This is a genomic window from Gordonia sp. J1A (assembly GCF_055393515.1).
In genome coordinates this window covers 3216011-3230618 of the sequence record NZ_AP041607.1, presented here as the reverse complement: position 1 = coordinate 3230618, position 14608 = coordinate 3216011, and the positions used below count along the sequence as shown (strand labels likewise).

General features: G+C 63.9%; 12 protein-coding genes and 1 pseudogene. 9 read left to right on the top strand and 4 right to left on the bottom strand.

The window, feature by feature from the left end:
* Positions 1–125: 125 nt before the first annotated feature.
* Positions 126–818: pseudogene (locus tag ACZ5QD_RS15045) on the bottom strand (IS256 family transposase); the annotation flags it as partial.
* Positions 819–851: 33 nt separating this feature from the next.
* Between ACZ5QD_RS15045 and ACZ5QD_RS15040 the strand changes: the two are divergent.
* Positions 852–1382, top strand: coding sequence for a sigma-70 family RNA polymerase sigma factor (locus ACZ5QD_RS15040; protein ID WP_464367276.1), 531 nt, complete (start codon positions 852–854; stop codon positions 1380–1382).
* 200 nt (positions 1383–1582) lie between these two features.
* Positions 1583–3814, top strand: coding sequence for a heavy metal translocating P-type ATPase (locus ACZ5QD_RS15035; protein WP_464367275.1), 2232 nt, complete (start codon positions 1583–1585; stop codon positions 3812–3814).
* Between the two features lie 6 nt (positions 3815–3820).
* On the opposite strand, the gene ACZ5QD_RS15030 is transcribed toward ACZ5QD_RS15035, so the two are convergent.
* Both ACZ5QD_RS15030 and ACZ5QD_RS15025 read right to left on the bottom strand, forming a co-directional pair.
* A complete protein-coding gene (locus ACZ5QD_RS15030; protein WP_348809038.1) occupies positions 3821–4288 on the bottom strand; it encodes a heavy-metal-associated domain-containing protein in 468 nt (155 codons plus the stop codon).
* 369 nt (positions 4289–4657) lie between these two features.
* Positions 4658–6652, bottom strand: a complete 1995-nt coding sequence (locus tag ACZ5QD_RS15025) for a cytochrome c oxidase assembly protein (RefSeq protein ID WP_348808973.1) — start codon at positions 6650–6652, stop codon at positions 4658–4660.
* A 382-nt stretch (positions 6653–7034) separates the two neighbouring features.
* Here ACZ5QD_RS15025 and ACZ5QD_RS15020 point away from each other — a divergent pair, with 382 nt between their 5' ends.
* From ACZ5QD_RS15020 to ACZ5QD_RS14995, 6 genes are all read left to right on the top strand, one after another.
* Positions 7035–8351 carry a PepSY-associated TM helix domain-containing protein gene (locus ACZ5QD_RS15020; RefSeq protein ID WP_464366908.1) on the top strand — a complete coding sequence of 439 codons (1317 nt, stop codon included), beginning with the start codon at positions 7035–7037 and terminating at the stop codon, positions 8349–8351.
* Positions 8352–8489: 138 nt separating this feature from the next.
* Entirely contained in the window at positions 8490–9560 is a 1071-nt protein-coding gene (locus ACZ5QD_RS15015; protein ID WP_464366907.1) for an ABC transporter substrate-binding protein, read from the top strand.
* A gap of 19 nt (positions 9561–9579) precedes the next feature.
* Complete coding sequence (locus ACZ5QD_RS15010; protein ID WP_464366906.1) at positions 9580–10815, top strand: cytochrome P450; 1236 nt, start codon at positions 9580–9582, stop codon at positions 10813–10815.
* 128 nt (positions 10816–10943) lie between these two features.
* Complete coding sequence (locus tag ACZ5QD_RS15005; RefSeq protein ID WP_464366905.1) at positions 10944–11795, top strand: L-tyrosine/L-tryptophan isonitrile synthase family protein; 852 nt, start codon at positions 10944–10946, stop codon at positions 11793–11795.
* On the top strand, positions 11792–12427 hold the full coding sequence (locus ACZ5QD_RS15000; protein ID WP_348808978.1) for a DJ-1/PfpI family protein: 636 nt from the start codon (positions 11792–11794) through the stop codon (positions 12425–12427). The genes ACZ5QD_RS15005 and ACZ5QD_RS15000 overlap by 4 nt, the downstream gene beginning before the upstream one ends.
* Positions 12424–13176: a hypothetical protein gene (locus ACZ5QD_RS14995; RefSeq protein ID WP_348808979.1), complete on the top strand. Its 753-nt coding sequence runs from the start codon at positions 12424–12426 to the stop codon at positions 13174–13176. The genes ACZ5QD_RS15000 and ACZ5QD_RS14995 overlap by 4 nt, the downstream gene beginning before the upstream one ends.
* A 33-nt stretch (positions 13177–13209) precedes the next feature.
* On the opposite strand, the gene ACZ5QD_RS14990 is transcribed toward ACZ5QD_RS14995, so the two are convergent.
* The gene (locus ACZ5QD_RS14990) at positions 13210–13773 is read right to left on the bottom strand and encodes a sigma-70 family RNA polymerase sigma factor (RefSeq protein ID WP_348808980.1); all 564 of its coding nucleotides are present in this window, start codon (positions 13771–13773) and stop codon (positions 13210–13212) included.
* A gap of 182 nt (positions 13774–13955) precedes the next feature.
* Between ACZ5QD_RS14990 and ACZ5QD_RS14985 the strand changes: the two genes are divergently transcribed.
* Positions 13956–14270 (top strand): zf-HC2 domain-containing protein, encoded by a 315-nt coding sequence (locus ACZ5QD_RS14985; RefSeq protein ID WP_068746380.1) that lies wholly within the window; start codon positions 13956–13958, stop codon positions 14268–14270.
* Positions 14271–14608: the final 338 nt, after the last annotated feature.

The window sequence follows — 14608 nt, the reverse complement described above, 5'->3', positions numbered from 1 at the left end:
CTAGATCGGCCGCCCCCTCATGAGCAGTCCGCGCGCTACATCTACCGCGATAGAGCCCCGTGGGGTGGTGGACTTCGGATCGGGCGTGGGCGTCACGCGTTCTGATCAACGAGTCGTTGTGAACGCTAGGCGAGTTGGGCTTGCTCGTCCAGTAGTGCGGCGGCTTTCGCCTTCTCGGCGAGGACCGCGCGGAGCTCGTCCATCGACACCTCGGACATGTAGCGGCGGGTGACTTGCCACTCGTCGTGAGCGTCGATCACCACCGCTGTCGCCAGCCGGAGGAACGCCTCCGAGTTCGGAAAGATCTCCACGACATCGGCGCGGCGCTTGATCTCCTTGTTCAGCCGCTCGATCGGATTGTTCGACCAGATCTTCTGCCAATGGGATTTCGGGAACGGCAAGAACGCGAGCACATCGGTTTTGGCCTCCCGCATCATCGCCGCCACCTTCGGCATCGGCGTATCGAAACTGTCAGCGACCTGATCCCATTGTGCCGCAACGTCTTCGCGGTCAGTGTGCGCGAAGATCGTCCGCACCCCGGCGGTGACGACCGGCTGCTGCTTCGCCGGCACCACCCCATGCAGATTCCGCATGAAATGCACCCGGCACCGCTGCCACGCCGCGCCCGTGAACTGCTGCGCCACAGCAGCTTTCAGACCCGAGTGAGCGTCAGAGATCACCAAGTGCACTCCGTGCAGACCGCGTGCTTTCAAGCTGGTGAGGAAGTCCTTCCAGAACTCATACGATTCACTCTCACCGACCGCGGTGCCGAGCACCTCGCGGGTGCCGGTGTCCGACACCCCCGTCGCCACCACCAGGGTGAGCATGAGGCGGAGGTAACCCACTCAGCCCTGCAAGCCGCCACAGGCGACAACGCTGCCCTCGACTTCTTCGTTCGGTCGACACAAGCCGACGTCTGGCGATTCATCGCCCACCTCAGGCACCGGAGCACCGCGGACGATCTCACCCAAGAGACCTTCCTGCGAGCCATCAAGAGCCTTCCCCGCTTCACTGCCCAGTCGACGGCCCGCACCTGGCTGCTGTCAATCGCCAGACGGGTATGCGCCGACGAGGTGCGTCGCGCCATGTCGCGGCCCCGTATCGCCGGTACCGCCGACTGGGTAGCGGCAGCTGAAACCCGGCGCGCTCAAGTAACACCTATCCGCTGGCAGGAAATCGTAGAGACCAAGGTAATGATCGATCTGCTACCGGAGGATCGGCGTGAGGCACTGGTGCTCACTCAGATCCTCGGACTGTCATACCAGGAAGCGGCCGATGTGCTCGGATGCCCGATCGGCACCGTCCGGTCCCGCGTGGCCCGGGCACGCGAGGCTCTCGTCGAGGCAGCTTCCGCTAGCGACGAACACAGCCGCAGCGTCTAGCACCGGTTGGCAGCGACAGAATCGGCCGCCCGTGACGTCCGCCACAACATAGGCTCTCGAGGGAACTATTGTCAACGCGCGGACGACTGCTCATGTAGCAGTTCACTTACGTATCCGGAGATCATGCGATTCAGCGACCGGGGAGATCGAGGCAGATTGTGACCACCGTCGACGGCCATCCGCAGGATGCGGTCAAGGAGATCCACGACGACAGCGATGGCGTGCGCCGGATCCAGCTGGATGTGACCGGGATGACATGCGGTGCGTGCGCGGCCCGAGTGGAGCGCAAACTCAACAAGGTTGACGGTGTTCGTGCCTCCGTGAACTACGCGACACGCATTGCGACAGTCGACGCGGGCAAAAACCTATCCACCACCGAACTATGCGCTGTCGTCGAAAAAGCCGGCTACGGGGCTACGGCGCGATCGGACACGCCGCAGCCGATCCCAGACGCTGATGCGGAGACAGCAAAGAACCTATTCCGCAGGCTGGCGCTCGCTGTCGTTCTGTTCGTTCCGCTCGCCGACCTTTCCATCGTCTTCGCCGTGGTGCCCAGCACCCGATTCCCCGGCTGGCAGTGGCTGCTGCTTGCACTCGCAGCGCCGATCGTCACGTGGTGCGCCTCCCCCTTCTACAGAGTCGCGGCGAAGAACCTGCGGACCGGCAACGCAAGCATGGAGACTCTCGTCACCATCGGCATCCTCGCGGCGACCGGATGGTCTCTCTACACACTAATAACCGAGTCAGGCAACCCCGACTCTTCGCCTGGCGTGTGGGACGCAATCTGGCACAGCGATTCCATCTACCTGGAGGTCGCGACAGGGGTGACCGTTCTGGTGCTGGCCGGACGCTACTTCGAGGCTAGATCCCGTTCACGGGCTGGCGGCGCACTGCGGGCGCTCGCGGCAATCGGCGCAAAAGACGTGTCGATTCTGTTGACAGACGGCGCGGAAATGCGGATCCCGGCCGGCGAACTGAAAGAAGAGCAGCGGTTCGTCGTCCATCCCGGCGAGACGATCGGTACCGACGGCCTCGTCATTGAAGGCAGCGCTGGCGTCGACATTAGCGCGATGACCGGCGAGTCGCTTCCGGTGGAGGTCGAGCCGGGCGACGCTGTCATCGGTGGCACTACGGTGCTGGACGGGCGACTTATCGTCGAGGCGGCCGCTGTCGGCCCTGATACTCAGTTCGCAGGCATGATGCGGCTCGTTGAGGAGGCGCAGTCGGGGAAAGCGAACGCACAGCGTCTCGCAGACCGCATCGCAAGCGTGTTTGTACCAGTAGTTGTCGTTCTGTCGCTGATCACGCTCGGAGTATGGCTAGCGCTCGGAGAACCGGCCACCGCGAGCGTGTCCGCCGCACTGGCAGTCCTGATAATCGCCTGCCCATGCGCGTTGGGGCTGGCGACCCCCATCGCCGTGATGGTGGCTACCGGTAGGGGCGCACAGCTTGGAATCTTCCTGAAGGGGTACCAGACGCTCGACAGTTCCCGACTTGTTGACACTGTCGTGTTCGACAAGACAGGCACCGTTACCCAAGGCGTCCTCCGAGTTGGCGAGGTGCACACCGTTGAAGGGTTCGCCGACGACGAGGTGCTCTGTCTTGCGGCCGCTGTGGAGAACGCCTCGGAGCACTCAGTAGGCGCGGCGATCGTCGCGGCTACCGACGGCCGCGACCTCGAACCGGTCGATGACTTCCGGGTGGAGCCGGGTCGTGGCGTCTCCGGCGTCGTGGACGGCCGCACAGTGAGCGTCGGTTCACCGCGCTGGACGAGCCGGGCTGCGGTGGTGCCAGCAACCGTGGCGCGCCGATGCAAGGAACTCGAAGCCGAGGGCAAGACGGTCGTCTTCGTAATAGTCGACGACGCCATTGCCGGGCTGATCGCGGTCGCAGACCTCGTCAAGCAGTCCGCCGCTCCTTCGATCGCCGCGCTTCAGGCCGCGGGTCTACGCACGGTGCTGCTTACCGGCGACAACGAAGGGGCGGCGCGCACGGTGGCCGCAGAGGTCGGAATCGACGAGGTTCATTTCGAAATGCTCCCCGACCAAAAAGTGGAGCGGTTGCGGCGCCTGCAGGCCGATGGTCGGTCGGTCGCCATGGTCGGCGACGGCATCAACGATGGGCCTGCGCTCGCGACGGCGGACCTGGGCCTAGCGATCGGCCGCGGCACGGACGTGGCGATCAGCGCCGCCGACATCATCCTGGTGCGCGACGACCTGCGGTCCGTACCCGCGGCCCTCAGTTTGGCGACCGCCACCCAGAGAACCATCCGGACAAACCTGATCTGGGCGTTTGGGTACAACGTCGCCGCGATCCCGATCGCGGCGTTAGGTCTGCTCAATCCACTCATCGCGGGCGGTGCGATGGCGATGTCATCGCTGTTCGTCGTCACCAACAGCCTCCGCCTCCAGCGCTTCGGCCGGACGAAATAGGCTACGTCAGCGCGTGACGATAAAATTGCCGTGCGCGCGGATGGCCTGATCAATAACCTCGTCCGCGATATCCTCGTCAGCATCAATCCTCACCTGCGAGACACCACGGGTGTTGAGGTCGATCTGGACGGACTGGACGCCGGGGATAGCCGAGACATCCTTGGTTACCGTCTCGACGCAGCCGTTGCAGTGCAGTCCGTCGACGGGCACAGTGATCGTTGCCATGGATTCCACCAGTTCCTGATTGGGTTCGATTCTCCGTATCGAGACTATCACTGCATCCCGGTCCCCGACCTCGGAAAGTGCCTCGCCACCTTGGCTTTCAGTGTCGATCGGTGCGCGTTCAGTTGCCGATCGCCGCAGTGCCCTCGGATCACGGCCAGCGGCCAGCGTCAGCGCGCAGGTGAGGCAGAATGCGGCCGCGAGCAGGAGCAGGATTACCCAACTGGCGGGGCGAAGTACCGAGGCGACCACTAATCCGCCTGTGAGTGCGGCCGCGGCGGCAGCACTGGTCCACAGGATGCGACTGCGCGACCACCGAGCCCGCCCTGGAACAGACACCGGTTGCGGCTGCTCGCGGACAGCGCCGAGGATCCTGTCTGCGAGGTCGGGTGCCGGATCTGGGCCGACTGCGTCGAGCGCGCTAACAGCCGCCGCGTACGCGGTGCAGGCAGCGCAGCCCGCAAGATGCTCGTCTACGCGTGCGGAAGGGACATTCTCCCGTTCTCCGTCAAGACGAGCCGACATGGCCTCGCGCGCGACCTCGCACCGCATGCTGTCAGTATGCCTCAGGTCCGTCCGGCGGCTCCTCGTTAGGTCGGCAGGCACTCGAACGGGCGTCATTCAACGGCGCGACCTGGCGAGTTCCTCGAGCATGGCGTTGTAGTCGTCGAGTTCGGCGTCCTCATAGGTTGCCGCGTGCCGGTCGGCACGGCGGCCTGCTCGGCTATCTGATTTGGCCCACTGCGCCACGATTGCGACAACGACGATCAACACCGGGATTTCGCTGATGCCCCAGGCTATGGCTCCGCCAAGCCACTGGTCGTCGAGCCTATCGCTGATCCAAGGTAGGTCGAGCTGGCCGTAGAACTTGTCGCCAATGACGGTCGACATCGTCATCAGGGCGATACCGAAGAACGCGTGGAACGGCATGACCGCGAACAGAAGTCCGATGCGTGCTAGATACGGGATGCGGCGCGGTCCGGGGTCGATGCCGATGATTACCCAGAAGAACAGATAGCCGACGATCAGGAAGTGCAGCGTCAGCAGTACATGCCCCCAATGGTAGCGAGCGAACGTGCCGAAGATCGGCGAGAAGTACACAATGTAGAGCGACAGTACAAAGATCACCAGCGCGATGACCGGATTCGACAGTAATGCCGTCACCTTGGAGTGCAGCACTTTCAATACCCATTCCCGTGGTCCGGGAGGCCCTCCTGCCCGCGCGGCGGGCAGGGTGCGCAGGGCCAGGGTGGCCGGTGCGCCCAGCACCAATAGGACGGGAACAAACATATTGAGCGCCATGTGCTCGGCCATGTGGACGCTGAACATCGCCGATCCGTACGAACGGACGCCGGAGCACACAACGAGCACCAACAGGACGCAACCGGTCGCCCAGGCGAGGGTGCGACCGGCCGGCCACGTGTCACCGCGAGCCTTCAGCCTTCGCACCCCGATCAAGTAGGCGAGGGTCCCGACGATGGTGAGAAGACCAATGAAAAGGTCAAAACGCCAGAACGTAGCGAGAGTCCAGGCGGTCGGGGGGCCGGGCAGTTCGTAGCCTAGGAACACATCCCATGCGGTGAATGGATGGGTCAGGAGCCCGGGCGCGACCCGAGTATCCAGGACAGCCCAGCAGGCGATCGCGGTGAGCATAGCAACTGAGCCTGCAAGGTCGATGCGGCTTGTGTCCCGGCCTTTCCCTGTCGCGCGGAGCGCCCGCACGGACGTCAGGAGGGCGACGATCATTGCCACGACCATCACCCAGGACGCCTCCCCGAACGGCGTGGAGAAAAGAGACTCAGCAGGCAGCAGGAGGCCAAGCAAGGCAAGCGCCGACAGTAGGCCGACCGCATCGGAGACCAAGGTGATCCAGGCGCGCCGCCGATCGACAATCTGCCGATCGGCGCGGCTGTCAAGAACCGGTGCTCGCGCGGCGGCGACCCGGATACCGAACGAGACGGTGAGCGCCAGCGCGAAGAAGATCCCGAGCCCAGTGCTGTAGTCGTGGTTCGGGCCCTGACCCGCATTGCCCGCCACGAACAGTGCGGTTGCCGCGATTCCGGTCGGCACCAGGGCGACGACGTGGACCATCCACGACAGTGAAACCCACCCGAGCACTGTGACCACGGTCGCGCAGACGGCGAGGGTCAGCCAGGCGATTGACTTCTCGCTTATGGCGATTGCGTCGAACACATAGTCGGTCGACATCAATTTGCCCAGCGACGATCCAGCACCGTCTGCGGCCGCAATGATCACCATGCCCCAGGCGAGGAACGCGAGTAAGCAGGTTGCGCGGGCGAAGGTGCGCTGGGCCGGATAGACAGTCGCGTCAATGAATCCAGTGTCATCGAAACGTGCGCACGTGATCACATAGACGAGTGCACCAAGGCTGAGCCCTACGAGCCCAACTCCCGCGAAGTAGCCGACGACGTCGAGCACACTGACGAGGCGGCCCGGATTCGGGTCGCCTCGTTCAGCGAACCGGCTGTCGCCGACGGTCGCAGCGTACAGAGCGAGTGAAAGGAACCCGAAGAGCGCGACTCCCGCGAGTATCGCGCTGACCAGGCGCTTGTGCAGGCGAACCGTCCTCGGCTCGTCGGTGACGACGGTCTTCACTTAGTCACTTGCTCCTAGCCCGCCGGGGTTCGGCGTCGAAGGCCAGTATACGGGCCTGCCTGGTCAGCGGACCGCACTGAGGTGCCGATGAGCACGTCAGTGCAATCATGAGGAGAGGGGCATCAAGCCGGTCTACGCGATGACCCCTCCAGGGAGTCTCCCGCCGCTCGCCCATACGACGGGTCACGCGCGCATAGCCATGAAATTAGACCATTGCCAAGAACATGATTCCCATTCCAGCCGCCATGAACACCTGGCACAGGTCGCTGGAAAAGGCGAGCACGTCGCTCGACTCACTACTGCTGTCATAGGTCGCTCCGCTCACGTTCTGGTCATCCGGCAACTCGAGTAGCCGGATGTGAGTCGGCCTCGGCGGCCTCCCGTGGCGGCTCAGATTCAGGCGCTACTGGCGCGGTTGCACTTCTACGGCGGGCTGCTTGTTGCTCCGTTCATCTTGCTCGCGGCCCTCACTGGTGGCTTGTATGCGATGTCCCCCACCATTGAATCGTTCGTGTACCGATCTGTCCTGGAGGTCCCGGCGTCCGCCGAGCAGGTTCCGCTGCAGGATCAGATTCTCGCAGCACAACAGACTCACCCCGACCTAACTGTTGCGCAGATCTGGCCCTCGGATAAGGCTGGCGATCCGACTCGGATCTTGTTCAACGACCCCAATATCGAGGCTGACGAACAGCGCGCCGTGTTCGTCGATCCCGGAACCGGTCGGGTGATCGGTGATCTACCCAGTTACTCCGGACTGGGGGAGCTTCCATTGCGGCGGTGGGTGTCAGGGCTTCACGAGAACCTGCATCTCGGTGAACCCGGATTCGTGTACTCGGAACTTGCCGCCTCCTGGCTCTGGTTCCTCGTGCTCGGCGGTACGTTCCTGTGGTGGCGCTCGGTGAGGCGCCGCAAGCGCAAGCTGCGCGGCCCGATCCCCCGCATGCTCCGAGGGCTGCCGTCGAAGAAGGGCTCCCGCGTGCGCGCAATGAATCTCCATGCCATCACCGGCTCCGTCGTGGCGGTCGTCCTGATAGGACTCTCGCTCACGGGGATCACCTGGTCCAACACTGCGGGCAAGAGCGTCAACACGATCGTGGCAGAGATGAACTGGAAGGCAACTCCGATCGCGACAAAGGTCTCCGCCGCCGAAACCGTGCCTCTGGACACGGCTGGGCAAGCTACACGGGTACTGCAAACCGCTCGCGCCGAGGGCCTGACCGGGCCACTGCGGCTGTATCCACCGACCGCGATGGACGGCGGTTGGAAGGCATCCGAGCTGTGGGTGCCCGGTCGAGTTGCCTCCGATCAAATCTCCGTCGCAGGAGCTACCGGGCGAACAATCGCTCGTCAGGACTTCGCTGACCTGCCTACATTCAGCAAACTCTCGTCCTGGGGCATCTACCTACACATGGGCACGATGTTCGGTCTACCTCTCCAGATCACGCTGCTCGCCGTTGCGATGGCGATAGTCGCAATCGTCGTCATGGGCTACCGCATGTGGTGGAAACGGCGGCCAACACGGGGTGGCATGGGGACCGCCTTGGGCACTTGGAAAGCGGTCGGCTGGCCCGTCCGCATCGGGGCGCTCGTGATCGCTCTACCCATCGGCTGGTTGCTACCGTACTGGGCCTTCTCGTTGGCCCTGTTCATTGCCATCGACGCGGCGATCCAAGCCAGCAAGCGACCGAAGCTGAGCTAGCTCGACGAGATGCAGCACTCGCAGGTCCCACCACTGTCGACACCGCCGTGATCCTCGCGAGCGCAGGGCGCGGGAACTCGATCGACACGGCATCCGACTAATCCTGTGAGGCGGCGGTCATCACTGAGCCGATCGCCGATGGTGAAGGGTGAAAAAACAATGATGGGTACAACAATCTCGAGGCGGGCAACGATCGCGGCGGTCCTCGTCACCGTAGGTGGAGTTCTCTGCTCGTGCTCCGGAACGACAGCAGATTCCTCGACAACGTCCGGCACGCCATTCGAGCCGGTGACGACGACCGACTGCGAGGGGCGCAACCCTCACCGGTTCGACACCGCACCGACGAAGATCATCAGTTCCAACAACGCCGGCGCGGATCTACTTGCGCGCCTCGGAGCCGGCCAACAAGTGTCAGGGGTGGGCTGGGCTCGCGGTCTCGACGCGCTCGCGCCTGACGTCCGCGACAAGCTCACCTCCGCCCAACGACTCTCGGACGGCAACATCGACAAAGAGAAGCTCCTATCCTCCGGCGCGCAGGTGTTCCTGGCAACGTTCGCGAGCATGGACATGATGGGCACACCCGAGCCCACGGCCGCGGAGTTCCAGGCCGCGAACCTGACGAAGGTGTTCATCAAGTCATCTGCGTGCGCGAAGTACCTCTCCGGTCCCCGCACCGATCTCGACCAGGTCTACTCCGACATCAGCGACCTGGCCGCGCTGACCGGTCACCGCCAGACAGGCGACGAGATGGTCACATCCATGAAGAAAACAATCGAGTCAGCTCGCGGCAAGATCCGATCCGGCTCAAGGACGCCGACTGTCTTCCATTTCGATGTCGCAGCGAGCAAGGACACGCTGACCACACCGGGAAACCGGCAGATCGCCAACGCGATCTACACCCTCGCCGGAACCACCCCGCTGGGCGGCCGCATCGACGGCGCGTTCGGCAAGTTCACCTACGAAGACCTCGTAGCCGCCGACCCGGACTGGATCACGATCGCCGTTCGACGTACCGGCGATGACACCTCGGTACGTGCCGCCCAGGATGCCGCGATCACCTCGCTCGAGGCCGACCCCCGAACCCGCGGACTCAAGGCGGTACGCGAGAAACGCTACATCCGGACCACGTCCGAAGACATGACGCTCGCCGGCCCCGCAAACGCGGAACAGGTCGCGGCCATCGTTGACTCCGTCAGCACATCTCGATAGCCGGACGGAAGCCGATTCCATGAGCACCAGCGAACAGCCTGCACCGTTGTACGGTGAGGACTACTACCGCGACCCCTACCCCCTGTTCTCGTCACTGCGCGAGCAGGGGACGGTTCACCCGGTCGCATTCCCCGCGATCGACGCCTGGCTCGTGACGGGCTACGACGCCGCGCACGCGGCTCTGGGCGACGACCGGCTCGGGAAGAACCACGCCCGCGCCAACGCGCGGTGGCATGCGAAGGCATCGATCATGCCCGAACCACAGCACTCGCGGCTGCAAGTCCACCTGCTACACCAGGATCCGCCTCGGCACACCGCTATGCGCGCGATGATCGCCGACCACTTCACGGCCCGGCGTTCCGAAGCGCACCGCGCCGGCATCCGCGCACATGTGCACGCTCTGATCGATGACCTCCCTGTCGGATCCGTGGACTTCATCGAGGGCTTCGCGGGCCGGCTACCGTTCTTGGCCTTGCGTGATGCGATCGGCCTACCGGACAACCTTGCGCAACAGTTTGACCCGGCATGGGGTGGCGTCGTAGCGCCAGTAGGGCCGGACGATCCCCGACGGCCCCACTACGAAGGGCTGCTACGCGGGCTGGAAGGCTACATTGCCGACGTCGTCGCCCACTTCACCGGCGGCTCCGGCGATCAGAGTGTCCTGCTCGCACGCCTGGTCCGCGAACACGAGCACGGCGATCTCACTTCGAATGAGCTGTCTTCGATCATCTTCCAGCTGCTCGCCGCGGGCCAGGACCCCGTGACCAACCAACTGGGGATGGCGATCCTGACGCTGCTGCGCCATCCCGACGCTCACGCGTGGCTCGTCGCTCATCCCGATGGCATCGATCGCGCCACCGAAGAGCTCCTGCGGTACGAGAGCGCCTTCGGACAGACCACCTGGCGATTCTTCACCGAGGACACCGAATTCGGAGATCACACGGTACCCGCCGGCGACTCGGTGATCATCTCCCTGATGGCCGCCAATCGTGACCCGGCGAAGTTCCGCTGCCCGGCCGAGCTCGACCTGCAGAGAACACCGAATCCGCACCTGGCGTTCGGCCACGGCGTGCACTTTTGCCCCGGTGCCCATCTCGCGCGCATCCAGATCCAGGAGACCCTCACCGCGATCACCGCGCGCATCACAGACCTGCGCCTCGACTGCGAGGAGACCGACCTCGAGTTCCTCCACGCCCCACTCGCTCGCGGTGTGACGAAACTGCCCATCCGGTACAGCGCGGTGAAACCCGCGTGAGCACATCAATCTCGAGAAACGACTCCGAAGACAAGCAGGCGGACCAAGTCGCACGCGAGATCCTTGCGGTGCTTCTGCCACGCAGGCGTACCACCGATGACGACGGGCCAACGCCTGATGACTGGCCCGTGCAGTTGGCGAAGATCCGCACCGCAGTCGAGCGGCGAATCCCGATTGACTTCATCATCCCGGGCTTCCCGTGCAAGTCCCCCAACCCGGCCAAAGTGGCCGGCACGCTGCCCGATGAAGCCGAGCGGGTCGCACTGCACGTTCTCAACGAGATCTGCAGCCAGATATCTCACGTTCATCCGCCAGGAGCACGGGTGACCATCTGCTCCGACGGTCACGTCTTCACCGACATCATCGGTGTCGACGACGAAACGATCGTCGAGTACAACGACGCCCTCGTGAAGATGATCGCCGACGAAGGCCTATCCCACCTCAGCACCTTCGACCTCCGCGAGATCTGGGGCGACGGAGACTTCGCCGCCAAACGCCACCAGCTCGACACCCAGTGGGCACCCGCGCTCGACGACATCCGCGCCGACGTCAAGGCCGGTGGCAACTCCGCCCGGCTCCTGCGCGGCATGACCAGGTTCATGATCGCCGACACCGTCGACTGGGCCGGAACAAAATCACAGCTCCAGAAGAACGCGAAACAGCGCGCTTACCAGCTGATCCGCTTCAGCACCGCATGGGGAAACATCCTCGATATCCACTTCCCCGAAGCGGTCAGGCTCTCCATCCACCCCCAGCCCCGGCTCTCACCGAAACTCGGCATCAAACTGATCGCACCGGACGACGACATCTGGACTACCCCCTGGCACTCGGTACTGGTCTACGACACCTCCGGCCGGCCGCGACTGACCAGTCACGCCGAAGCCCGCGCCAAATACGTTCCCGTCCATCAGGACGGCAGCCTCAGCCACTTCATCGAGCAGCCCCTCACCGGATGCGCCAACGCACAGGAGCTCCCATGACCGACGTCATTAGCGCACAGCCCTCCAGAACCGTCGGAATCGTCCTCTTCGATGGCTTCGAGCTCCTCGATGCCTTCGGCCCCGTCGAAATCCTCAGTGTGCTGCCCAAACACTTCCGGCTGAGCTTCATCAGCACCAACGCGCGCACCGTCCAGAGCTCTCAGGGCGTCTGCGTCATCGCGGACACGACCATTGCCGACGCTGAGCCGGTCGACATACTGATCGTGCCCGGGGGGATCGGAATCGAGCGACTCGTCGCCGACCAGAGGGCACTAGGAGCCCTTCGCGCGCTGGCGGAAACCGCGGAGATCGTGGCCTCCGTGTGCACGGGCACAGCAGCACTGGCAATAGCGGGAATCTTGGACGGTCGCGCAGCTACCAGCAACAAGAAGGCCTTCGACTGGGTCAGATCGTTCGGTCCGAACGTGGACTGGAAGCCTCGGGCACGGTGGGTGACCGACGCGAAGTTCTGGACAGCATCCGGTGTCGCCGCAGGTATGGACATGACTGCAGCGCTGATCAGGCACTTGCATGGTGACGAGACGGCGCAGTACGCGACGGAGATGATCGAGCTCGAGGTGCGGACCGACCCGCACGATGATCCGTTCGCGATCGTCTCCCCTCAGACGTGACCGGGTTCGAGCGATCCGTCTACATCATCGACCTCGACGGGACGATCTACAGCAGTGAAGTCCCCATCTTCGAGGTAATAGGCATCGTCAATCGCCTACCGGCGAGCGACACCTACTACTTGTCGAACAGCGATGTCGCAGACCAGAGGACGATCGCTGCCAAACTTGAATCCATGGGGGTACGCGACGTTGCCGTCGCGAACATCCGGACAGCGCTCGACCTCGCCCCAGCATGGATTGCGGCACAGTACGGCCGCCAGCGCAAGATCTACGCCCCCGGCAACGAACAACTGGCTGAGCACCTCGATGCCGCCGGATTCGAGGTGACGGCACAATCGAATCACCGATGGCCGGTATCAGACGGGATTTGCGTCCTGAGCTCCATGACCGGCACTGCCGGAAGCATCGCTGCGTCCTACCGGCTCGGGTATCCGGACCCGGTTCCGCCAGGGCTAGCGCTCACACACATCGACACCGTCCTTTCCCGCGAAGGGCGCTACATTCCCGGACTCGGGCACGCGGTTATTGGCGCCGGACTCGACCCGGGCGCTCTGCCGCACATCGGCAAGCCCAGCACGTACGGTGCCTCGGATCTCGGCATCGACCCTTCACGACACAGGATCACCGTGATCGGCGACGCAGACATCACAGATGGGCAGCTAGCCACCTCACTCGACGCGCTCTTCCTTCAGGTCCGGCGCCCGGCGCTATCACCGGTACCAGCAGGTGTGATCCCTCGCCGAATCTGATGATCTTCACTGTAGGGCAGGAAGCGGGGAGCCCTACCCGGTTGCTACGTGATTAGAGGGAGTCGCTGCCTCAAGATCAGCGCGGGCCCGCGACACCCTGGAGCGGACAGTCCCGATCGGCACTCCCGTGACGTCAGCAGCTTCGGCGTAACTGAACCCAAGCACTTGGGTCAGCACCAACGCCTCCCGCCGCTCAGGAGACAGGCCCGATAACAAGTCAAGAACGCTCGCGCGGGTCTCCAACCCCATCCCCGGCGCAACGCACGTGGCCTCGAACACAGCCTGGACATCCTGGCTCGCGAGCCGAGGCCGCGCCCGCGCATGCCTGCGAGCATCGACAACAACCCGACGCGCGATGCTAATGAGCCAGGTGCGCGCCGAGGACCGACCTTCGAAACGATGCAAAGCTCCGATGGCGCGCAAGAAGGTTTCTTGCGCCAGGTCCTCGGCGTCCTGCGGACCGCTCAAATGACAGATCACGCGGATCACGTCGCGTTGGGTCGTGCGGATGAACTCCTCCAGCGCTGCGCTCTCACCGCGCCCAGCAGCGAGCGCCAGCTCGGTGAGCTTCGCGTCCGCGCCGGATCTATGCGACATAGCCCATATGAAACCAGGCCAGGAGGCACACGGGTACCTCCAGGGGGTAACAAACTACTACTCTGCGTAGTTGGCGCTCACGGCTTCGCGGGATTCCGTAGCTGCCGATCGTCCTCGACGGATAGCGGTGGCCACGACTAATCTGATCAATTGAGTAGCACTTCGACAGGTAGGAGGGGCACGTGAGCATCGACTGTGATCACGCTCGTGAGGCGCTCTCCGCGGATCTCGACGGAGAGCAGGGCGCCGCGGATGCGGTGAACGCACAGGACCATCTCAGCAATTGTCCGGCATGCCGCAACTGGTACACGGAGATGACGAGGATCAACCGTCGTTTGCGGCTCACGGCGGTCCCTGACTCCGCGCCGACACAAGGTTTCACCGACCGCGTGCTCAGCCTGATCGACCTCAAGACGGTGTGCGGCTGCGGCGACCGGTGCGGTTGCTCCGAGCCGTGCGGCTGCGGTGACCTCTGCGTGTGCCGACAAGGCGCGTGAAACTGGGAACCTCGAGGCCCCGCCGTGCGACTAACTGTATGAAGCGGCCCCTGTGCCGCGGTCGTCAGCATGTCGAAGGGAAACCCGGTGGCTCATGCGCTCGTCTCACGCCTAGCAATCGCGATGATGGTCCTGTCGGTCGTGATCGGATCTAGTACCTCTGCTCCAGCAACCGCCGAAGTCGGCGCTGCAGCAAGCAGTGTCGCGCGCTCGCGCGGCTAAGGGGATTGGAATGCGGACAGCGATAGCCGGACCGGATCCCGTCTTGCTCAGACGTGTCATCGACTTTCACCACGACCTGGCAGCACAGGCTCGCACTATCAGGACCGCAGGTGAGT